The 19804-nt window shown below is 61.9% G+C and carries 22 protein-coding genes; 16 read left to right on the top strand and 6 right to left on the bottom strand.

Going from position 1 to position 19804, the window contains the following annotated elements:
* The first annotated feature begins 271 nt into the window (after window positions 1–271).
* The 3 genes from LGT41_RS00930 to LGT41_RS00920 all read left to right on the top strand — a co-directional run bounded on the left by LGT41_RS00930 (window position 272) and on the right by LGT41_RS00920 (window position 3248).
* Entirely contained in the window at window positions 272–1795 is a 1524-nt protein-coding gene (locus LGT41_RS00930; protein WP_274128122.1) for an ABC-F family ATP-binding cassette domain-containing protein, read from the top strand.
* Window positions 1796–1959: 164 nt separating this feature from the next.
* Window positions 1960–2967, top strand: coding sequence for a fumarylacetoacetate hydrolase family protein (locus LGT41_RS00925; protein ID WP_274128121.1), 1008 nt, complete (start codon window positions 1960–1962; stop codon window positions 2965–2967).
* Window positions 2964–3248, top strand: a complete 285-nt coding sequence (locus LGT41_RS00920; protein WP_274128120.1) for a hypothetical protein — start codon at window positions 2964–2966, stop codon at window positions 3246–3248. The genes LGT41_RS00925 and LGT41_RS00920 overlap by 4 nt, the downstream gene beginning before the upstream one ends.
* A gap of 221 nt (window positions 3249–3469) precedes the next feature.
* Here LGT41_RS00920 and cbiB read toward each other — a convergent pair whose 3' ends face one another.
* Window positions 3470–4405, bottom strand: coding sequence for an adenosylcobinamide-phosphate synthase CbiB (gene cbiB, locus LGT41_RS00915; RefSeq protein WP_274128119.1), 936 nt, complete (start codon window positions 4403–4405; stop codon window positions 3470–3472).
* A 120-nt stretch (window positions 4406–4525) separates the two neighbouring features.
* Between cbiB and LGT41_RS00910 the strand changes: the two genes are divergently transcribed.
* The 4 genes from LGT41_RS00910 to LGT41_RS00895 all read left to right on the top strand — a co-directional run bounded on the left by LGT41_RS00910 (window position 4526) and on the right by LGT41_RS00895 (window position 7193).
* Window positions 4526–4897 carry a DNA-binding transcriptional response regulator gene (locus LGT41_RS00910; RefSeq protein WP_274128118.1) on the top strand — a complete coding sequence of 124 codons (372 nt, stop codon included), beginning with the start codon at window positions 4526–4528 and terminating at the stop codon, window positions 4895–4897.
* Window positions 4898–4997: 100 nt separating this feature from the next.
* Window positions 4998–5339, top strand: coding sequence for a hypothetical protein (locus LGT41_RS00905; RefSeq protein WP_274128117.1), 342 nt, complete (start codon window positions 4998–5000; stop codon window positions 5337–5339).
* Window positions 5339–6337, top strand: a complete 999-nt coding sequence (gene dgcA / locus LGT41_RS00900) for an N-acetyl-D-Glu racemase DgcA (protein WP_274128116.1) — start codon at window positions 5339–5341, stop codon at window positions 6335–6337. Before LGT41_RS00905 ends, dgcA begins: the two co-directional genes overlap by 1 nt.
* Before the next feature lies 1 nt (window position 6338).
* A complete protein-coding gene (locus LGT41_RS00895; RefSeq protein ID WP_274128115.1) occupies window positions 6339–7193 on the top strand; it encodes a D-amino-acid transaminase in 855 nt (284 codons plus the stop codon).
* On the opposite strand, the gene LGT41_RS00890 is transcribed toward LGT41_RS00895, so the two are convergent.
* From LGT41_RS00890 to LGT41_RS00880, 3 genes are all read right to left on the bottom strand, one after another.
* Window positions 7194–8012 (bottom strand): metal ABC transporter solute-binding protein, Zn/Mn family, encoded by an 819-nt coding sequence (locus LGT41_RS00890; RefSeq protein WP_274128114.1) that lies wholly within the window; start codon window positions 8010–8012, stop codon window positions 7194–7196. It abuts the gene before it with no gap.
* A 181-nt stretch (window positions 8013–8193) separates the two neighbouring features.
* Window positions 8194–8493, bottom strand: coding sequence for a DUF1244 domain-containing protein (locus LGT41_RS00885; protein WP_274128113.1), 300 nt, complete (start codon window positions 8491–8493; stop codon window positions 8194–8196).
* On the bottom strand, window positions 8493–9242 hold the full coding sequence (locus LGT41_RS00880; RefSeq protein WP_274128112.1) for an N-formylglutamate amidohydrolase: 750 nt from the start codon (window positions 9240–9242) through the stop codon (window positions 8493–8495). Before LGT41_RS00880 ends, LGT41_RS00885 begins: the two co-directional genes overlap by 1 nt.
* 159 nt (window positions 9243–9401) lie before the next feature.
* Here LGT41_RS00880 and pyk point away from each other — a divergent pair, with 159 nt between their 5' ends.
* From pyk to rplT, 4 genes are all read left to right on the top strand, one after another.
* Window positions 9402–10847, top strand: a complete 1446-nt coding sequence (gene pyk / locus LGT41_RS00875) for a pyruvate kinase (RefSeq protein ID WP_274129616.1) — start codon at window positions 9402–9404, stop codon at window positions 10845–10847.
* A gap of 24 nt (window positions 10848–10871) precedes the next feature.
* Window positions 10872–11096 (top strand): hypothetical protein, encoded by a 225-nt coding sequence (locus tag LGT41_RS00870; RefSeq protein WP_274128111.1) that lies wholly within the window; start codon window positions 10872–10874, stop codon window positions 11094–11096.
* Between the two features lie 111 nt (window positions 11097–11207).
* Window positions 11208–11408, top strand: a complete 201-nt coding sequence (gene rpmI / locus LGT41_RS00865; RefSeq protein ID WP_274128110.1) for a 50S ribosomal protein L35 — start codon at window positions 11208–11210, stop codon at window positions 11406–11408.
* Between the two features lie 12 nt (window positions 11409–11420).
* Entirely contained in the window at window positions 11421–11783 is a 363-nt protein-coding gene (rplT, locus tag LGT41_RS00860) for a 50S ribosomal protein L20 (protein WP_274128109.1), read from the top strand.
* A gap of 56 nt (window positions 11784–11839) precedes the next feature.
* On the opposite strand, the gene LGT41_RS00855 is transcribed toward rplT, so the two are convergent.
* Window positions 11840–12472 carry a calcium-binding protein gene (locus tag LGT41_RS00855; RefSeq protein ID WP_274128108.1) on the bottom strand — a complete coding sequence of 211 codons (633 nt, stop codon included), beginning with the start codon at window positions 12470–12472 and terminating at the stop codon, window positions 11840–11842.
* A gap of 130 nt (window positions 12473–12602) precedes the next feature.
* On the opposite strand from LGT41_RS00855, the gene pheS reads away from it, so the two are divergent.
* The 5 genes from pheS (at window position 12603) to LGT41_RS00830 (ending at window position 18460) form a co-directional block, all read left to right on the top strand.
* Window positions 12603–13676, top strand: a complete 1074-nt coding sequence (gene pheS, locus LGT41_RS00850; RefSeq protein ID WP_274128107.1) for a phenylalanine--tRNA ligase subunit alpha — start codon at window positions 12603–12605, stop codon at window positions 13674–13676.
* A 250-nt stretch (window positions 13677–13926) separates the two neighbouring features.
* Window positions 13927–16362, top strand: coding sequence for a phenylalanine--tRNA ligase subunit beta (gene pheT / locus LGT41_RS00845; protein WP_274128106.1), 2436 nt, complete (start codon window positions 13927–13929; stop codon window positions 16360–16362).
* Window positions 16359–16796, top strand: coding sequence for a YtoQ family protein (locus LGT41_RS00840; protein WP_274128105.1), 438 nt, complete (start codon window positions 16359–16361; stop codon window positions 16794–16796). The genes pheT and LGT41_RS00840 overlap by 4 nt, the downstream gene beginning before the upstream one ends.
* A 270-nt stretch (window positions 16797–17066) precedes the next feature.
* Entirely contained in the window at window positions 17067–17459 is a 393-nt protein-coding gene (mscL, locus tag LGT41_RS00835) for a large-conductance mechanosensitive channel protein MscL (protein WP_274128104.1), read from the top strand.
* Window positions 17460–17647: 188 nt separating this feature from the next.
* On the top strand, window positions 17648–18460 hold the full coding sequence (locus LGT41_RS00830) for a mechanosensitive ion channel family protein (protein ID WP_274128102.1): 813 nt from the start codon (window positions 17648–17650) through the stop codon (window positions 18458–18460).
* 157 nt (window positions 18461–18617) lie between these two features.
* Here the strand turns inward: LGT41_RS00830 and ald are convergent, their stop codons facing one another.
* Window positions 18618–19736 (bottom strand): alanine dehydrogenase, encoded by a 1119-nt coding sequence (ald, locus tag LGT41_RS00825; protein WP_274128101.1) that lies wholly within the window; start codon window positions 19734–19736, stop codon window positions 18618–18620.
* Between the last annotated feature and the right edge of the window lie 68 nt (window positions 19737–19804).

Raw genomic sequence — 19804 nt, 5'->3', positions numbered from 1 at the left:
CTTTGTTTCGCCTTTCTGGCAAGGCTAGCAGGGCCAAGCGCGACATCCTACTATTTTCGCGCCCTTGCCAGATGTCATTCATTCCCTTAACCTTGCCCCCGTCTCAACCATTCGCCACAAAAGGGGGTTCAGTGCCAAGCCGTTACCACGACCGAACCCGCGGCCCTGTGCGCGCCCCGCAAATCCGTTTGCGGGGCTGATCAGGGTTCATACCGGCTGATCTGCCCCAGATCGCGCATATGCGCGCCATTTCCAGATCATGAGACCCTGAATGTCCCTTCTTGCCCTCAATGCCCTGTCCGCCATGCGCGGCGACATGCTGTTCGCCAATCTCAACCTCACGCTCAACAAAGGCGACCGTATCGGCCTGATCGCCGCGAACGGGCGCGGAAAATCGACCCTGCTCAACATTCTGCACGGCAGATATGAGGCTGCTTCGGGCGAGGTTACGCGCGCGCGCGGGCTGAAAACCGGCCTGCTTCGCCAGGATGTGCCACCGGATTTGCTGGCGTTGCCGCTTTATGATGCCGTGCTTGGTGCCCTGCCGCCCGAGCAGGTGGATTTTGATAGCTGGCGCGTCGATGTTGCGCTTGATGAACTGGCCGTGCCGCACGATCTGCGCGACCTGCCGCTGGCGGCCCTGTCTGGCGGTTGGCAGCGCGCGGCCCTTCTGGCGCGGCTTTGGCTGGGCGCGCCCGATGTGATGCTGCTCGACGAGCCGACCAACCATCTGGACCTTGGCCGCATCGGGCATTTGCAAAACTGGCTTGATACCGTGGCGCGCGGCACGGCCTGCATCATCGCCAGCCATGACCGGGCGTTTCTTGATGCCGTCAGCAATCGCACGCTGTTCTTGCGCGCCGAGGCCAGCCAGATTTTCGCACTGCCCTTCACCGCCGCGCGTGCAGCCCTTGCCGAATCTGACACCACAGCCGCCCGCCAGTTTGAAAACGACATGAAAGCCGCGCGCCAGTTGCGCCAGCAGGCGGCCAAGCTCAAGAATATCGGCATCAATTCCGGCTCCGATCTGCTGATCACCAAAACCAGGCAGCTCAAGGACCGCGCCGAAAAAATCGAAACCGCCGCACGGCCCGCCCATGCCGAACGTTCGGCGGGCGATATCCGTCTGGCCAATTCCGGCACCCATGCCAAAGCGTTGCTGGCGCTGGACAGGGTCGACATTGCCACCCCCGATGGCCGGGTGCTGTTCAACACCGGCACGCTCTGGGTCAACAAGGGCGACCGCGTGGTGCTTTTGGGCGCAAACGGCGCGGGCAAATCACGGCTGCTGGCCGCGGTGCTGGCCGCGCAGTCAGGCGAAGCTACGGGGCTGCGCATGGCAGGCTCGGTCGTGCTTGGCGCATCCGACCAGCAGCTTGCCCAGCTTGACGGTTTCGCCACGCCAATGGCGGCCGTGGCCGGCGCCTTTGATGTGGGCGATCAGCGCGCGCGCAGCCTTCTGGCCGGTGCGGGCATCGCGCTCGACCGGCAAACCGGGCCGATCTTTGCGCTGTCCGGCGGCCAGAAATCCCGCCTTGCCATGCTGGTGCTGCGCCTCACCCAGCCAAATTTCTACGTGCTGGACGAGCCGACCAACCATCTGGATATCGAAGGCCAGGAGGCGCTGGAGGCCGAGTTGACCACGCAAGGCGCCGCCTGCCTGCTGGTCAGCCACGACCGCAGCTTCGTGCGCCATGTCGGCAACCGTTTCTGGGTGATCGAAGGCAAAAAGCTGGTCGAGGCCGAAAGCCCCGAGCCGTTCTTTGCCGCGGCTCTGGCCGACGGCTGGCCATAGGCGCGGCCGGTCTTTGCCAATGCGGCCGGCCAGTTTCATGGCCGGGGTCACGCGGCCTTGCGCATGTCGGCTGGTCGCGCATTGCCGCTCGACACGCCCGGCTTACTGGCTAAACTGGCCCAGATATATGACCCGCCCACCCGTATCACATTCAGGGAGCCTTCATGAAACTTGCCAGCCTCAATAACGGCACGCGCGACGGTGCGCTTGTCGTCGTCTCGCGCGACCTGACCCGCTGTTCCGATGTCCGCCATATTGCCCCCACGCTGCAAAACGCGCTCGATGAATGGCCAAGTGCGGCCCCCGCGCTCGAAGCCGTGGCGCGCGGGCTTGAATCCGGCTCGGTGCCCAGCGTGCGCTTTCATGAACGCGACGCGCTTTCGCCCCTGCCGCGCGCCTTTCACTGGGCCGATGGCTCGGCCTATGTGAACCATGTCGAACTGGTGCGCCGGGCACGCAATGCCGAAATGCCGGCAAGCTTCTGGCACGACCCGCTCATGTATCAGGGCGGGTCCGACAAGTTTCTTGCCCCGCGCGGCCCCATCCCGCTGGGCGGCGATGATTGGGGCCTGGATTTCGAGGGCGAGGTTGCGGTTGTTGTCGGCGATCTGCGGCAGGGGGCTTCCAAGGCCGAAGCTGCCGCCGCCATCCGCCTTGTGATGCTGGTGAACGATGTGTCGCTGCGCGGCCTCATCCCCGGCGAGCTTGCCAAAGGGTTCGGCTTTTACCAGTCCAAACCCTCTTCGGCCTTCTCGCCGGTTGCCGTTACCCCGTCGATGCTGGGCGATGCCTGGGTTGATGGCAAGCTGCACCTGCCGCTTTGTGTCGACCTCAACGGCCAGGCCTTTGGCCGTGCCAATGCCGGTGTGGACATGACCTTCGATTTTCCCAGCCTCATTGCCCATGCCGCCAAAACCCGCCCGCTGGGGGCCGGGGCGATCATCGGGTCGGGCACGGTGTCCAACAAGCTCGATGGCGGGCCGGGCAAGCCGGTGGCCGAAGGTGGCGCGGGCTATTCCTGCATTGCCGAGCTGCGGATGATCGAAACCATCGATACCGGCGCCGCCGCCACGCCCTTTCTGGGCCTGGGCGACACGGTGCGCATTGAAATGAAAGATGCCGATGGCCATTCGATTTTCGGGGCGATCGAACAGGAGGTCGAGGCCGCATGACCACCACGCAGAGCATCATCCTCGGGCTGCAAAGCCTGTCCTTCACGCTTTGGGCGGGGCTGATGTTCTGGACCCTGTTCCGCCTGCGCCGCCGCGCACAGGCGCAAGCGAGGGTTGAGAATGCCGGAATGTTCCGCCAGATCGCGCTTTCTGTCACCACATTCGGGCTGTTTTTCAAACACCCCGACTTTGCCCCCGACCGCCGCCGCCTTGCATTGGCGACGCTTGTGATGGCGACCGCAATGGTGCTGTTCTGGTGGTCGGTCCGCGACAATAGCTAGGGCCTGCCGCGCCGCAGCCGCGACCGAAAGGTCGCGCTGCCGCTTGGCGGTGGCGGCGCGCCAGCGGCAGTGCCTGATGCCCCTTTAGGCCCGCGCCGCGACCCAGCTTTGTGCTTCTGGCTGCGCTGCTGAAAATCGCCAAGGCTGAAGGCGGCGCGGGCGCACCGGTGCAGCCATTCTGAGCCAGTCGCGCCGCCACCGGCAAACGCGAGCGGCAGGGTTTAGGCGATCGAGGTTAACCAGCCAAGCGTGACCAACACCACCAACCCCAGCAGCAAAATCGCCCAGGCCCGCCACAGCCGCCCCATCGCGGCACCAATATCTGCGGCGGTCAAATCGCGCCGCCCGAAGCTATTCATCCAGGGCAGCGGCGTCACCGCGCCGCCATAGGCGCGCGGCCCGCCAAGTGCGATGTTCAGGCTGCCCGCCATCGCCGCTTCCGGCCAGCCCGCATTGGGCGAGGCGTGGAGATCGGCATCATGCTTCATCACATCAAACGCGGCGCGCGCGCGTCCCGTGGCGCAAATCAGCAAGCCACTCAGCCGCGCGGGCACATAGTTCAGCACATCATCCAGCCGTGCTGCCGCCCAGCCAAACGCGCCATAGCGCGCGTCTTTATGGCCGATCATGCTGTCAGCGGTGTTGACGAGCTTGTAAACCAGAATGCCCGGCAGCCCGAAAATCAGGAACCAGAAGGCGGGTGCGACAACCCCATCGGAAAAATTCTCGGCCCCGCTTTCGATCGCGGCGCGCGCCACGCCGCTTTCATCGAGGCCGGAAACATCGCGCCCCACGATCATGCCCACCGCCTTGCGCGCCGCATCCATGCCTTGCGCACAGGCCCGCCGCACCGCCTGCATATGGTCGAGCAGGCTGCGATGCGCCATCAGCGCCACGCCGCCCGCCACTTCCAGCAGGCCGTAATCCGGGATCCAGGCCAGCAGGCTGCCCAGTATTGCGGCGCCAATCACCAGCCCCAGAACAACCACCAGCCCCTTGGCCCGGCGCCCGGCACCGTGGTTCGTGCGCGACTCGCAAGCGGCAATCAGCCTGCCCATCCACACCGCCGGATGACCGATGCGCGCCCATAGCCAGGCCGGATCGCCCAGGGCGGCATCGACCAGCAGCACTAAAACGAGCATTTCAACATGGGTCATTTTTAGTCCTTTAGTCCTATATAGCACCTTGGTCGCACGAAAAGCACAACTAGCGCTCGTAAAATATTGTTGGCCTGTTTAATTTGTAACCCGTAACTTGATCTTCGAATTGGATAGTCTGTGCGTGTTCTTATTGCGGAACATAAGGCCGATCTGGGCCCACTGTTAAGCGACCATTTTACATCGAATGGTGCCGAAGTCTCTTTGGCGCCGGCTGTTGATGCGGCCTTCCAGCTTTTGCGCTTCCACAGCTTCGATATTCTCATCCTGGCCTTTGATCTGCCGGAGAATGGCGCGATTGCGCTGGCCGATTATCTGGCTCTGCGCCTGCCCGATCTGCCGGTGATCGTTACCGTCGCCCCGAGCTTTGTCAGCGATTCGGCGGTGTTTACCCTTGTGCCGAATGCGCGCGCGGTCATGCATCTGCCACTCAAGCTCGACGATCTTCTGGTGATGGCCGAACATTACGCCGCTCGCTCGAAAGGCTCCTAGCGAAAAATCACGCCTGCGCGCGCAAATGTCATAAATATTTCTGCCAGGTCACTTGATTTGTTAACCCCGCTGGCCCCAAACTTGGGCAAAGGAGTCGCCCATGTCGTATTTGTCCAAAGAGGTTCTTGACGGTTTGCGCAGCGCCGAGCGCCGTGGCCTTGGGCGCAAGCACCGGCTGCGCATTCAGGTTGATGGCGAGACCTATCCGATCCTCGATTTATGGGATGACGGGTTTGCCATTGCCGCCGATACCGCCCCCGCCTTGCGCGGCTATGTCGACCTGTATGACGGCGCGCGCCAAATGGCCAAATGCCTGATCATGCGCGCCGATGCGGATGGCGATGTGCTGACCTATACGTTCAAATGGCGCACCGAAGTCTTTGCCAATCCGCCGGTCGATTTTGAGCAGGATCCGGACGCGCCGGTGGCCTATTTGCGCTGATGCGCCCGCGTCTGGTGCAGCTTGGCGCTGCGCGGTTCCCGCTGGAAACGCCCTTTACCATTGCGCGCGGCACCCGGCTGGCCGCCGAGCTTGTGACCGTCAGCTTGCATGATGGCACCCATTTTGGCCGGGGCGAATGCCAGCCCTTTGCGCGGTTTGGCGAAAGCCCCGAGAGCGTTCTGGCGCAAATCGAAGCCATCGCGCTGGCTGAAATGCCCGGCCCCGACGCGCTGCAAACCTTTGCACCCGGCGCGGCCCGCAACGCGCTGGATTGCGCGCTATGGGATTTGCGCGCCAGGCAGGCCGGCAGGCCCGTCTGGCAGCTTGCCGGGCTTGCGCCGCCCGAGCCTGTCACCACCCTGCTGACCATCTCGCTTGACACGCCAGCCGCAATGCACCGCGCCGCGATTGCCGCCGCCAGCCGCCCGGTGCTGAAGGTCAAGCTTGGCGGTGCGGGCGATCTTGACCGGCTTGCCGCCGTGCATAAGGGCGCGCCGGGCGCGCGGCTTGTCGTTGATGCCAATGAAAGCTGGACGCTGGCCGACTATCTGGCGCTTGCGCCGCAATTCGCACAGCTTGGCGTGGCGCTGATCGAACAGCCTTTGCCGGCCGCCGCGCAGCAGGCTTTGCGCGGCCAGCCCCGCCCCGTGCCGCTTTGCGCCGATGAAAGCTGCATCGACCGCACCAGCCTGCCCGCGCTGGCGGGGCTTTACGACCTCATCAACATCAAGCTCGATAAATGCGGCGGGCTGACCGAGGCGCTGGCCTTGCGCGCGGCTGCACGCGCGCAGGGGTTTGGCATTATGGTTGGCTGCATGATCAGCACATCCCGCGCCATTGCGCCCGCGCTGCTTGTGGCGCAGGGCGCGGAATTTGCCGATCTCGACGGCCCCTTGTGGCTGCGCGCCGACCGGTTTAATGGGTTGGAATACGAGGGTGCGCAGGTGCATCCGGCAGCCCCTGGTTTTTGGGGCCAGCCGCCAGCCGCAAGGGGGTGAAATGGGCCGCATTACCTATGTCAACGGTAGCTATCTGCCTGAAGACGAAGCAAAAATCTCGATATTCGACCGCGGCTTTCTGATGGCGGATTCGGTTTACGAAGTTACAATGGTGCTGGATGGCAAGCTGTGCGACTTTCCCGGCCATATGGCGCGGCTGGCCCGCTCGCTCGATGCGCTGGGCATTCCCGCGCCGCTGGATGATGCCGCGCTAAAAGCCATGCACCGCACGCTGATCAGCCGCAATGCGCTCGTCGAAGGCGGCATCTATCTGCAGGTCACGCGCGGCGCGCATGACCGCGATTTTCTGTGGCCCGCCGGGCTTGCCCCCTCGGTTGTGGCCTTCACCCAGGCCCGCGATCTGGTGAATATGCCCAGTGCTGCGCGCGGCATCGCGGTTGTCACCGCGCCCGATATTCGCTGGGGGCGGCGCGACATCAAGACCACGCAACTGCTCGGCGCGGCACTGGCCAAGGACATCGCCCGCCAGGCCGGGGCCGATGATGCCTGGTTCGTGGAAGAGGGGTTCATCACCGAGGGCAGTTCGAACAACGCCTGGATCATCACCGCGAATGGCACGCTTGTCACCCGTCATCTGTCCACGCATATCCTGCACGGTATCACCCGCGCAGCCCTTATGCGCTATGCCGCCGAGGTGCAGATGAAGGTGGAAGAACGCCCCTTCACCATTCACGAGGCCCAGGCCGCGCAAGAGGCGTTTATCACCTCGGCCGGTTCGCTGCTCTGCCCGGTCGTGTCGGTGGATGGGGTGGCAATCGGCACCGGCAGGCCCGGCCCGATCAGCCAGAAACTGCGCGCGCTCTATATCGAGGAAAGCCGCAAGGCTGCGCGCTGATCAGGGCGCGCAACCCCGCAGTTCCGCGGCCAGATTGCGCAGCAGACTGGCCGAAAAATTGTCCGACTCCAACAGGTTGGCGCCAAGCGGGTCCAGCCGCACGACCGGCGCATCGCCCAGCAGGGCCAGGCCCTGGGCATTGGCTTCGTTCACGTCAATCACCAGGCAGGCCGGCCCGCGCATTGCCGCGATTGCGCCCAGGCTTTGCGCACCCGCATCCTGCCCGAACCCGTCGGAAAGCGCACCTGCAAATTGCAGGCCAAAAGCGGTTTCGAAATACTGCATCGAATCGTGGCCCATCACCAGCTGCACCGGCGCAAGCGGTGCAAGCTGCGCGTCAATTTCGGCGCGCGCGGCGGCAAGCGCGCTGCGCATCTGCTCGCGGTTTGCCAGATAGCGCGCACGCCCCGCCGGGTCGCGTTCGGCCAGCACATCGGCCAGCACCAGCCCCAGGCCTTGCAGAATGTCGGGGTCGAGCCAGATATGCGGATCGAACGCGTTCTGCGCGCCGCGCATGGGCAAAAGTCTGCGGCCAATCAGTGGCAGGCGGCCCAGCACGATCACATCGGTATCCGCCCCGATCTGGTCCGCAACGCCATCCCACCACGGCTCCATCCCGTTGCCCATCAGCACGATGATATCGGCCGTTTGGAGCGCGCGAATCTGGCTTGGGCGCAGCGTGAAATCATGCGGATCAACCCCCGGCGGGACAAGCAACTCGGGCATTTGCAATCCGGCGGAAATGTCTGCCACAATCCCCTGCACGGGCGTGATGCTGGTGACGATGTTCAGCGGTTCGGCCAGCGCCGGGACGGCCATTGCCGCCGCCAAAACCGGTGCGCAAACACACCAAAAACCGGCCTTAACGGTCCCGAAACGGCGCTTATATGTCACTATCTGACCCCCAAAATGCACGAAAATGCGGTTACAACGTAACTTCTGGCGGCAGATTTAGCGTTACAATGTAACTTTAACAAGCGCAAAATGTCAGAAAGGAACGTTACCCATGCGCCGCATGGCTGGTCTTGAACGCGTCTTTCTGGGCGTCGGTCGCCTCGGTCTGGTAGCGGTCGCGCCATGCAGAATAGGGCATTCCGTAAAAGGCTTCGCGCGCGGTTTCCTTATCCATTTCAATGCCTTGTGCCTCGGCGGCCTCCTGATACCAGCGCGACAGGCAGTTGCGGCAAAACCCCGCCAAATTCATCATGTCGATATTCTGGACATCGGTGCGGGCCTGCAAATGGTCGCGCAGGGCACGGAAGGCCGCGGCTTGCAGTTCAATTTCGGTTTGCGTATCCATCAGTCTAACCCTTTCAAAATATTAGATAAAACCGGCGCAAGCACCCCGGCCCACTGTGCCTGCCCGGCCTCGGTTTCGATCAGATCGTTGCGCAACTCAATCAGGACTTGCGGCAATCCGCGCCGGGTGGCGTGAAAATACATCGTATCGCCATGATACGAGCCGGCATAGGGCTCGTTGCTGCCGACAACCAGCGCCGGATTCTCGCTGAGCTGCTCGATCAGCGGTTGCGCCATGCGCCTGTCTTCATCCCATAAAACCCCTATATGCCAAGGCCTTGGCCCACGGCCGCGCAGTTGCGGGGTGAAGGAATGGATGGAAATGACAGCAGGCGTTATGCCCGCATTCAACCACGCCTCCAGCCGCGCGGAAATCGCGTTGTGATAGGGGCGGTGGAAGGCATCAAGGCGGCGCTGCTTTTCGGTGGCATCGGCATGGCGGTTGCCTTCGATGATCGTGCCGTCATACAGCTTCATCAGCAGGGTCGGGTCATCCTCGCCACGGTTCGGGTCGATCACCAGGCGCGAAAAATTCGTTGCAAGCAGCGGGGCATCGAGCGTGGCGGCCAGCAGGCGCGCAACCGCCAAGGCCCCGATATCAAAGGCAATATGCCGGTTCATATCGGCCGCGCAAATGCCAAGGCTGCCACCGTTCACGCAAGGCGGCACACGGTTTGTTGCATGGTCGCACAGCACCAGAACCGGCGCGGCACCTTCTTGGTTTTCGGCAAAGACGGCGGGTTCAGACATGGATTATCCTTGCAGCTTTGCGCTTGTTTTGGGCATTGGCGCGGCAATTTGCAAGCCTCGGCGGCGCATCAGAATTTATTCGGACAAGCCCCGATCCTTGCGCTATAAGGCGGTAAGGCCCCAAATTTTGAGTGAAAGCAGACCTGAATGACCGACAACATTCGCCGTAAGCGCAATGTCAAAATCGTAGCGACGCTGGGGCCCGCATCCAGCAGCAAGGAAATGATCGACAATCTGTTCATGGCCGGGGCCGATGTGTTTCGTCTGAACATGAGCCACGGCAGCCATGAAGAAATTCGCGCGCGCCACGCCTTCATTCGCGAGATCGAGGCAGAACGTGGCCGCCCGATTGCGATTCTGGCCGATTTGCAGGGGCCAAAACTGCGCTGCGGCACCTTTGCCAATGGCAGTGAAATGCTGGAAGAAGGCGCGCCGTTCCGCTTTGACCTTGATAAAGCCCCTGGCGATGCGCGGCGCGTGAACCTGCCGCACCCGGAAATTCTGCAAGCGCTCGAAGTTGGTTCCAACCTGCTGATCAATGATGGCAAACTGCGCGTGCGCGTGACCGCGCGCGGCGATGATTTTGCCGAAACCGTGGTAGAGGTTGGGGGCGAAATCTCCAACCGCAAGGGCGTGAATGTGCCCGATGTGGTGCTGCCGCTGGCCGCCCTGTCGGACAAAGACCGCACGGATCTGGAATTTGTCTGCGAGCTTGGCGTTGACTGGCTGGCCCTGTCTTTCGTGCAGCGCGCCGCCGATGTGACCGAGGCGCGCGCGCTGGTAAAAGGCCGCGCCGCGATTGTGGCGAAAATCGAAAAACCCGCCGCCGTGAAGGCGTTTGACGATATTCTTGCCGCCTCGGACGGGATCATGGTTGCGCGCGGCGATCTGGGCGTGGAACTGCCCGTTCATGCGCTGCCGCCCATTCAGAAACGGCTGGTGCGCGCCTGCCGCAATGTCGGCAAGCCGGTGATTGTGGCCACGCAGATGATGGAAAGCATGATCACGTCGCCCGTGCCGACCCGCGCCGAGGTTTCCGATGTTGCACAGGCGATTTATGAGGGCGCCGATGCGGTGATGCTGAGCGCGGAAAGTGCCGCCGGCGATTACCCGATCGAGGCCGTGACCACGATGAGCAATGTCGCAGAATCGGTTGAGGCCGACACGATTTACCGCCAGGTGATCGAAGCCAGCCGCACACCGGCGCGCCACCGCGTGGCCGATGCCATTACCGTGGCCGCCCGCGAAGTGGCCGAAACCACCGAAGTTTCGGCCATTGCCTGTTTCACCCATTCCGGCACCACGGCGCTGCTGGCCGCGCGCGAACGCCCCAGCGTGCCGATCATCGCGCTGACCCCGCTCATGCGCACAGCGCGGCGGCTGGCCCTGTCCTGGGGGCTGCATTGTGTTGTCACCGAAGAGGTTGACCGCTTCAAGAAGGCCGTTGTGCTTGCAGTGCGCGCGGCGCGTGCCTATGGGTTCGGCGTGGATGGCGACAAGATCGTGGTGACAGCGGGTGTGCCGTTCAATACACCCGGCAGCACGAATATCTTGCGCGTTGCGCCTGTGCAGGAAGAGCTTATTTTCGCCGGGGAAGTCGAATAACGGCGATATGGGGGGAAGGCTGCTATGTCAGACTATGAAATCTTCATTCTTGGTGGCAGCTTTCTGCTGATCATCGGGCTTATCAAATTCTTTGCCTCGGTCACCACGCGCAAGCCCATCGGGGTTGGTGTGCTGATCTTTGCGGTTGGCGGCGGCCTGCTGGTCTATGCCAATACGCTGCAACCGGGCGGCATGATGCCCGCCGATGTGCCCAATGCCCTGTTCAAACTGATTGGCAGAACCTTCTGATAGGGCTTGCAAAAGCCCCGCGCGCCTAGTATCAGGCGCGCTCCACCGGTGCGACCGGCCGAAAGGGCTGCCGAGTCGTGCTTGAATGCGTCATCCTGACAGGAGATTGAAATGCCCAAGATGAAGACCAAATCGAGCGCCAAGAAGCGCTTCAAGGTAACTGCGACGGGTCGCATTGTTGCCGCTCAGGCCGGCAAACGCCACGGCATGATCAAACGCACGAAGAAATTCATTCGTAACGCACGTGGCACGACCACGCTTTGCGCGGCGGATGAAGCCATCGTGAAAACATACATGCCGTATCACCGCTAGGAGGGCCGAGAGATGTCGAGAGTCAAGAGCGGCGTAGTCACACACGCCCGTCACCGCAAGGTTATCAAGGCCGCCAAGGGCCATTACGGCGCACGTTCGCGCAATTTCCGCACGGCCACCCAGTCGGTTGACAAGGCGATGCAATATGCAACGCGCGACCGTAAGGTGCGCAAGCGGAATTTCCGCGCGCTGTGGATTCAGCGGATCAACGCCGCCGTGCGTGCCTTTGATGAAAAGCTGACCTATTCGCGCTTCATCAACGGGCTGGCGCTGGCCGGTATTGAAGTGGACCGCAAGGTTCTGGCCGATCTGGCCGTGACCGAACCTGCCGCGTTCAACGATATCGCCGCGCGCGCCAAGGCTGCACTGGCCTAAGGCCCGCAGGCTGTTGAATTGTGAAAACCCGCCGCGCAAGTGGCGGGTTTTTCGTGTCAGAAAATGAAATCATCCGCCCCGAAATCGGCCGATGTAAAGGCTTTGGACCCGTCGGTGACGAAGATGGCCTCGGTGCCCAGTTCGGTTGTCAGTTCCAGCCGCACACGACCGGGCCGGACATCGACCATGACCAGCGCGCCGAAATTCGTATCAAAGGTTTGCAAATCGATCTGGTCTTTGCCCAGTTCGAAATTGCGCACCGCGTCGCGCGTGCCATCGGGGTTGAACAAAAACACATCCGGGCGCGAGGTGCCGAACAGCTTGTCCTTGGCTGCGGTGTCGGAGATGAGGTTCACGCTGGGCGGGGCGGCACCGGGGTCGAAGATGAAGTCATCGGCGCTCAGCCCGATCGGGCCGCCAAGCGTGGGCGCGAAGGTGACATTGTTGCTTTCGCCGCGAATGGTGAAGACGAAAGTGTCGGCCGAAATGCGCTTGATGAACACCTCGTCAAAGGTCACGCGAAAGGCGCTGAGGTCGATCTTGTCAAAACCATCGGCGAAATCGAGGATGAAATCGCGCTTGTTGTCGCGGTTCAGCGCGAAAATATCGGCCCCGTCACCGCCGCTCAGCTTGTCGCGGCGCATGGTGTCTGGCAGGGTTTCGCCCGCGGCTGTGCCGGTTATGATCATAAATAAACGCCCTATCTTTACGCAATTTTAACTTTGCACCATCAGGGTTAACGAGGGCTTAACGCGCCCTTCGCCTTGCAATCGCCGCTGTTTCTGATAGGCGTGAAGCGGATTTTGAGGCAGGCGGGTTATGGACGATATTGCAGAGCTGAAAACACGAATTCTGGGCGCGGTCGGCGCGGCTGGCGACGAGGCGGCGCTTGAAGATTTGCGCGTGGCCAGCATTGGCAAGAAGGGCGAGATCAGCCTTAAAATGCGCGAGCTTGGCAAGATGACGCCAGAGCAGCGCCAAGCGGTCGGCCCGCTGCTGAACGCGCTGAAGGATGAGGTGAACGCGGCCATTTCCGCCAAACGCGCGGCTTTGGGCGATGCGGCGCTGAACGCACGCCTGCAGGCCGAATGGCTGGATATCAGCGCGCCCGCGCGGCCCGCAGCGCAGGGCAGCATCCACCCCGTTAGCCAGGTGACCGAGGAAGTGATCGCGATTTTCGCCGATCTGGGCTTTTCGGTGGCCGAAGGCCCGCAGATCGAGACCGATTTTTACAATTTCGATGCGCTGAACATTGCCCCCGAACACCCCGCGCGCCAGGAGCATGACACGTTTTACATGCACCGCGAGGCAGGCGATAACCGCCCGCCGCATGTGCTGCGCACCCATACCAGCCCCGTGCAAATTCGGCATTTGGAGGCGCATGGCACGCCCTGCCGGGTGATCGCGCCGGGGCGGGTCTATCGCTCGGATTACGACATCACCCACACGCCGATGTTCCATCAGGTGGAGGGGTTGGCGATTGACAAGAGCATTTCGATGGCCAACCTGAAATGGGTGCTGGAGCAGTTCTTTTCAGCCTATTTCGGCACCAGCGTCAAAACCCGGTTTCGCGCCAGCCACTTCCCCTTTACCGAGCCGAGCGCCGAGGTCGATATCCAGTGTTCATGGGTTGATGGTCAGTTGAAAGTGGGCGAGGGCGATGGCTGGCTGGAAGTGCTGGGCAGCGGCATGGTCCACCCCAAAGTGCTGCAATCGGCAGGCGTTGACCCGAGCCAGTGGCAGGGCTTCGCCTTTGGCATGGGCATCGACCGGATTGCGATGCTGAAATACGGGATACCGGATTTGCGCGCGTTTTTCGATGCCGATTTGCGCTGGCTGCGGCATTATGGCTTCGGTGCGCTTGACGTGCCGACGTTGCATGGTGGGGTTTAACTCATCGTTGCATTGAAACAACTAGGATCGCGACCGGCACGAGGGTGGGCGGTCACGCCCGCCGCCGAGCCAGATGCGGGGCGGGTCGGGCGTGATCCGGGCCGCTTGGGGCGACCCGGAGGGTTTTGGGCCAGCTTCACCGCGTAAGGGCTGGTGGTTGTGCGGGTTCGCCCCACAAAAACCCTCTGTAACCCATCCCGCGCATTTGCTAGTTACTCCCCAACAGGATTGCGCGGGATAGGGCGGATATATGAAATTCACATTGGGCTGGCTGAAGCAGCATTTGGACACCGAAGCCTCGGTCGAGGAGATCGCCGAGGCGCTGACCGATCTGGGGCTTGAGGTTGAGGGCGTTGAAGACCCTGCCGAAAAGCTTGGCGCATTCCGCATTTGCCGCGTGATCGAGGCCGTGCAGCACCCCAATGCCGACCGTCTGCGCCTGTGCCGTGTGGAAACCTTCCCCGATGGCCAAGGTGGCCGCTCGGAGGAGGTGCAGGTTGTCTGCGGCGCCCCCAATGCGCGCACCGGGCTTGTGGGAGTATTCGCGCCCGTTGGCACGCATGTGCCCGGCACGGGGGTGGACCTCAAGCCCGGCAATATCCGTGGGGTGGATAGCAACGGGATGCTGTGTTCCGAGCGCGAATTGATGCTGTCTGATGACCATGACGGCATTATCGATTTACCCGCCGATGCGCCGCTTGGGATGCGCTATATCGACTATGCGAAGTCGAACGACCCTGTGTTTGACATTGCCATCACCCCCAACCGCCCCGATGCGCTGGGCGTGCGCGGTTTAGCGCGGGATTTGGCCGCGCGCGGGCTTGGCAAGCTGAAACCGCTGCCCATTGCAACCCTGCCCAAGGGCAAGCCGAGCGCGATAGGCGTGAGCATTGACGCCGATGTGCAGGCCAAGGGCTGCCCGCTTTTCACAGGCCGCCTTGTGCGCGGCGTGAAGAACGGCCCTAGCCCGCGCTGGCTGGCCGACCGTTTGCGCGCCATCGGGCTGCGGCCGATTTCAACGCTGGTCGATATCACCAACTATTTCACCTATGACCAGAACCGCCCGCTGCATGTGTTCGATGCCGACAAGGTGAAGGGCAATTTGCGGGTGCATTTTGCCGACGGTGGCGAAGTGATTACCGCGCTGGATGACAAGGAGTATACGCTGGAAGCCGGCATGATGGCGATTTCCGATGATACGGGCGTGGAATCGATTGCCGGTGTCATGGGCGGGGCGGCCACGGGCTGCACGGAAGATACGGTGAATGTGTTCATCGAAAGCGCCTATTGGGACCCTGTGAGCATTGCGCAGACCGGGCGGAAGCTGAAAATCAACTCGGATGCGCGCTACAGGTTCGAGCGCGGCGTTGACCCGGCCTTCACGCCCGACGGGCTGGATGCGGCCACGGCGATGGTGCTGGAGCTGTGCGGTGGCGAGGCGAGCGAGATGGTCGTGGCCGGTGCCGTGCCGGATACGAGCCGGTCTTACATGCTCGACCCCAAGCGCGTTGTCAGCCTTGTGGGCATGGAGATTGACGCCAAGGAACAGGCGCGCATTCTGGCCGATTTGGGCTTTGGCGTGGCTTCGGAGTTTTCGGGCATGGAGGTCTGGGTGCCAAGCTGGCGGCCCGATGTGCTGGGCGAGGCGGATCTGGTCGAGGAAATCGCCCGCGTCACCTCCTTGACCAAGCTCAAAGGCGTGCCGCTGCCCCGCCCGGAAAATGGTGTAGCCGAACAGGTGCTGACGCCTATTCAGGTGCGCAGCGCCAAGGTGCGCCGCGCGATTGCCGCACTTGGCTATAATGAATGCGTGACCTATTCCTTTATCGATGCGCAGGCGGCTTCGCTGTTTGGCGGCGGCGATGATGCGGTGCGCCTTGGCAACCCGATCTCGGCTGACCTGAGCCATATGCGCCCCAACCTGCTGCCAAGCCTTTTGCGCGCCGCCGCCCGCAACCAGGCGCGCGGCTTTGGCGATATGGCGCTGTTCGAGCTTGGCCACGGCTTTGCGGGCGGCGAGCCCGAGGATATGCAGCTTTTGGCCAGCGGTATCCGCATAGGCGCCACCGCGCCGCGCAACGCCTTTGGCACCCGCCGCCCGGTTGATATTTACGACGCCAAGGCCGATGCTGAAGCGGCGCTTGCCGCGATTGGCGCGCCGGTTGAGCGGCTGATGGCGCAGCGCACGGCACCCGACTGGTTCCATCCCGGTCGCTCGGCGGTGCTGGGGCTGGGGCCGAAAAACCCGCTGGCGGTGTTTGGCGAGCTGCACCCAAAAGTGCTGGCCGCACTGGATGTGAAGGGGCCGGCCGTGGCCTTCAGCCTGTTTTTGGAAAACGTGCCGGTGCCAAAATCCTCCAGCCGCACACGGCCTGCTTTGGGCATGTCGGATTTTCAGGCGGTCGAGCGTGACTTTGCCTTTGTGGTGGATGCGGATTGCGAGGCCGATACCCTGCTGCGCGCCGCCAAAGGGGCCGACAAGGCGCTGATTGCCGATGTCAGCCTGTTTGATATATTCGCAGGCGAGAAGGCCGAGGCGCAGATGGGCGCGGGCAAAAAATCGCTCGCCATTTCGGTGCGGCTGGAACCGAAGGACGCGACGCTGACCGATAAGGATATCGAGGCGGTGGCCGAAAAGGTGATCGCCAAGGTCGCAAAAGCAACAGGGGGGGTCTTGCGCTCATGAAGGTTTATCTGTCAGGGGAAATCCATACCGATTGGCGCGGCGAGATCGAGGCCGGGGCCGCGGGGCTGGGCATTGAGTTTTCAGCCCCCGTGACCGACCACGACACATCGGATGATTGCGGTGTGCGCATCATGGGGCCGGAGGAGAGCAAGTTCTGGCACGACCACAAGGGCGCCAAGCTGAACGCCATCCGCACGCGCAACGCCATTGCGGCGGCCGATATTGTCGTGGTGCGCTTCGGCGAGAAATACAAGCAGTGGAACGCGGCGTTTGATGCCGGCTATGCCGCGGCTTTGGGCAAGGCGCTGATCGTCATGCATGGTGCCGACCATCAGCACGCGCTGAAAGAGGTGGATGCCGCCGCGCTGGCGGTTGTGGAATCCGCCGAGCAGGTTGTGGAAATTCTGCGCTATACGGTGACGGGCAAGGCGTGATGAGGGCGCCAAGGGTGGTGCGCAATGAATGCAACCAAAGAGGTGCGCAATGAATGCGCACCCTACGGGTTGGATGTGATGTAGGGTGCGCATTTATTGCGCACCATGCGAGGGGTGAATCATTCCAAGGTGCGCCATTCGGGCGACCACAAAGGTGCGCAATGAATGCGCACCCTACGGGTTGGCCCGTCAAGAATTTGTTCCCATTTTCGCAGCTTATGCTAAATATTGTATAGGCGCAAAGACGCCCTACAACTTATGGGGACAGAAATGTTGAAAGAATTCAAAAGCTTCATCGCCAAGGGCAATGTCATGGACATGGCCGTTGGCATCATCATCGGCGCGGCTTTTACGGCGATTGTCAGCTCGCTGGTGGCCGATCTGATCAACCCGATCATCAGCCTGTTTACCGGCGGGATTGATTTCTCAGGCATGATGATCATGCTTTCGGATGATCCGGAGGCCGGCGCCTTCAAATATGGCAGCTTCATCATGGCGGTGATCAACTTCCTGATTGTGGCCTGGGTTGTGTTCATTCTGGTGAAAATGGTGAACCGCGTGAAAGACAGCGCCACCAAGCCCGCCAAGGAAGCCCCGGCTGCGCCAAAAGGGCCGACGCAAGAAGAATTGCTCGCCGAAATCCGCGATTTGTTGAAGAAATAAGCGCAGCTTTGCGCTGGCAAAGGGCCGCCTTCGGGCGGTCTTTTTTCAGGCCGCGTGGTGCGGAACGTGGTGCGCAGTGAATGCGACCACAAAGGTGCGCAATGAATGCGCACCCTACGGTTGGGGTTTGTTGTTTTTTGGTGCCATGAATGCTAGGGCCGTGGCCAAATGGATTTGGAGGTGAGCCGATGGATACGATGGCAGAACAACTGGGCTGGATCTGGCCGCTGATCATCAATGCGGGCAAGGCGCTGCTGGTGCTGATTGGCGGCTGGGTGGCTGCGGGCATGATTGCGCGCGTGGTGCGCAACCGCGTGATGGCACAGCCGCAGATCGACGATACGGTTGGCATTTTCATGGCCAACCTCATCCGCTATGCGATTCTGCTGATGGTGCTGATCGCGGTGCTGAACATTTTCGGTGTCGAGGCAACCTCGCTTGTGGCCGTGCTGGGGGCGGCCTCGCTGGCTATTGGCCTGGCGCTTCAAGGCACGCTCAGCCATGTGGCGGCGGGGTTCATGCTGGTCATTTTCCGCCCCTACAAGCTGGGGCATTTCGTGGATATCGGCGGCTCCTCCGGCACGGTCAAGGCGATCAATCTGTTCTTTACCGAGCTTGCCACGCCGCAAAACGAGCAGGTCATCGTGCCCAACGGGCAGGCCTGGGGCTCGGTCATTGTCAATTTTTCCTACCACCCGACGCGGCGGGCGGATCTGGTGTTCGGCATCGATTATGCCGATGACATCGACAAGGCGATGGAAATTATCCTGCGGCTTGCGCGCGCCGACGGGCGGGTGCTGGACAACCCGGAGCCCTGGGTGCGGGTTACGAATCTGGGCACCAGTTCGGTTGACCTGACAGCCCGGCTCTGGGCAAAGTCGGATGATTTCTGGGAGATGCAGTTTGACGTGACCAAGGCCGTGAAAGAGGCGTTCGATGCCGAGGGCGTCAGCATTCCTTACCCGCATACGGTGGAAATTCAGAAGGAAGTTCAGGCATAAAAAAGGTGCGCAATGAATGCGGCCAAAGGGGTGCGCAATGAATGCGACCACAGAGGTGCGCAATGAATGCGACCACAGAGGTGCGCAATGAATGCGCACCCTACGGGTGCCGATCAAACGGTTTTGGTGGGTGCGCATTTATTGCGCACCCTGTTGGTTACATGCCCAAAGCCTCGTGGCCCGAAATGAAGGGCAGGCCAAGGGCTTTGCCGACGGCTTCATAGGTGAGCTTGCCGGCATGGGTGTTGAGCCCGTTCAGCAGATGCGCATCATCGGCACAAGCCTGTTTCCAGCCTTTGTTGGCCAGCGCCATCATGAAGGGCAGGGTGGCATTGCCAAGCGCGATGGTCGAGGTGCGCGCAACGGCGCCCGGCATATTGGCCACGCAGTAATGCATGATACCGTCAACCTCGTAGATCGGGTCATCATGGGTGGTGGCGTGCGAGGTTTCAAAGCAGCCGCCCTGGTCGATGGCCACATCCACAATCACAGCACCCGGCTTCATGCTGGCAAGCTGCGCGCGGCTGACGAGTTTGGGCGCTGCGGCGCCGGGGATCAGCACGGCGCCGATCACCATATCGGCGGATGCCACCAGTTCGGCGGTATTGGCGCGGCTGGCAAGGCGGGTCTTGAACGTGCCGCCAAAGACATCATCGAGGTAGCGCATACGCGGCAGCGACATGTCAAGCACGGTCACATCGGCGCCCATACCGGCGGCGATCTTGGCGGCATGTGTGCCAACAACGCCACCACCGATCACCACAACATTGGCCGGACCAACGCCGGGCACACCGCCCATAAGCACGCCACGGCCGCCATTGGCTTTTTGCAAAGTCCACGAGCCGACCTGCGGTGCAAGGCGGCCCGCAACCTCTGACATGGGCGCAAGCAGCGGCAGGCCGCCATTACGGTCGGTCACGGTTTCATAGGCAATGGCCGTCACGCCCGATTTCAGCAGGTCATTGGTTTGCGGCGCATCGGGGGCAAGGTGCAGATAGGTGAACAGGATCTGGCCTTCGCGCAAGCGGGCACGTTCAACGGCTTGCGGCTCTTTTACCTTCACGACCATCTCGGCGCGGGCGAATACCTCTTCGGCGGTGTCGACGATTTCGGCACCAACGGCGGTATATTCCGCGTCCGGAAAGCCAGCGCCAAGGCCGGCATCTTTTTCGATGATCACGCTATGGCCAGCAGAGACGGCCTCAAAAGCGGCCATTGGCGTCATGCCAACGCGATATTCCTGATTCTTGATCTCTTTTGGGCAACCGATCAGCATATGGGCCTCCTGCTCTTGGGATGGGTCTGTTTGAAGATGCGCGCTTATTGCAGAAAATCTTTGAAATT

This window comes from Abyssibius alkaniclasticus (genome assembly GCF_020447305.1).
Classification (GTDB): Bacteria; Pseudomonadota; Alphaproteobacteria; order Rhodobacterales; family Rhodobacteraceae; genus Abyssibius; species Abyssibius alkaniclasticus.
The sequence above is the reverse complement of the archived record's forward strand: the minus strand, read 5'-3'. Positions and strand labels throughout refer to the sequence as shown.

Excerpts from the sequence above, each read along its gene's own strand:
- LGT41_RS00930 (WP_274128122.1), top strand. The coding sequence starts at position 272 with ATGTCCCTTCTTGCCCTCAATGCCCTGTCCGCCATGCGCGGCGACATG.
- LGT41_RS00925 (WP_274128121.1), top strand. The coding sequence starts at position 1,960 with ATGAAACTTGCCAGCCTCAATAACGGCACGCGCGACGGTGCGCTTGTC.
- LGT41_RS00920 (WP_274128120.1), top strand. The coding sequence starts at position 2,964 with ATGACCACCACGCAGAGCATCATCCTCGGGCTGCAAAGCCTGTCCTTC.
- cbiB (WP_274128119.1), bottom strand. The coding sequence starts at position 4,405 with ATGACCCATGTTGAAATGCTCGTTTTAGTGCTGCTGGTCGATGCCGCC.
- LGT41_RS00905 (WP_274128117.1), top strand. The coding sequence starts at position 4,998 with ATGTCGTATTTGTCCAAAGAGGTTCTTGACGGTTTGCGCAGCGCCGAG.
- dgcA (WP_274128116.1), top strand. The coding sequence starts at position 5,339 with ATGCGCCCGCGTCTGGTGCAGCTTGGCGCTGCGCGGTTCCCGCTGGAA.
- LGT41_RS00895 (WP_274128115.1), top strand. The coding sequence starts at position 6,339 with ATGGGCCGCATTACCTATGTCAACGGTAGCTATCTGCCTGAAGACGAA.
- LGT41_RS00890 (WP_274128114.1), bottom strand. The coding sequence starts at position 8,012 with ATGGCCGTCCCGGCGCTGGCCGAACCGCTGAACATCGTCACCAGCATC.
- LGT41_RS00885 (WP_274128113.1), bottom strand. The coding sequence starts at position 8,493 with ATGGATACGCAAACCGAAATTGAACTGCAAGCCGCGGCCTTCCGTGCC.
- LGT41_RS00880 (WP_274128112.1), bottom strand. The coding sequence starts at position 9,242 with ATGTCTGAACCCGCCGTCTTTGCCGAAAACCAAGAAGGTGCCGCGCCG.
- LGT41_RS00870 (WP_274128111.1), top strand. The coding sequence starts at position 10,872 with ATGTCAGACTATGAAATCTTCATTCTTGGTGGCAGCTTTCTGCTGATC.
- rpmI (WP_274128110.1), top strand. The coding sequence starts at position 11,208 with ATGCCCAAGATGAAGACCAAATCGAGCGCCAAGAAGCGCTTCAAGGTA.
- rplT (WP_274128109.1), top strand. The coding sequence starts at position 11,421 with ATGTCGAGAGTCAAGAGCGGCGTAGTCACACACGCCCGTCACCGCAAG.
- LGT41_RS00855 (WP_274128108.1), bottom strand. The coding sequence starts at position 12,472 with ATGATCATAACCGGCACAGCCGCGGGCGAAACCCTGCCAGACACCATG.
- pheS (WP_274128107.1), top strand. The coding sequence starts at position 12,603 with ATGGACGATATTGCAGAGCTGAAAACACGAATTCTGGGCGCGGTCGGC.
- pheT (WP_274128106.1), top strand. The coding sequence starts at position 13,927 with ATGAAATTCACATTGGGCTGGCTGAAGCAGCATTTGGACACCGAAGCC.
- LGT41_RS00840 (WP_274128105.1), top strand. The coding sequence starts at position 16,359 with ATGAAGGTTTATCTGTCAGGGGAAATCCATACCGATTGGCGCGGCGAG.
- mscL (WP_274128104.1), top strand. The coding sequence starts at position 17,067 with ATGTTGAAAGAATTCAAAAGCTTCATCGCCAAGGGCAATGTCATGGAC.
- LGT41_RS00830 (WP_274128102.1), top strand. The coding sequence starts at position 17,648 with ATGGATACGATGGCAGAACAACTGGGCTGGATCTGGCCGCTGATCATC.
- ald (WP_274128101.1), bottom strand. The coding sequence starts at position 19,736 with ATGCTGATCGGTTGCCCAAAAGAGATCAAGAATCAGGAATATCGCGTT.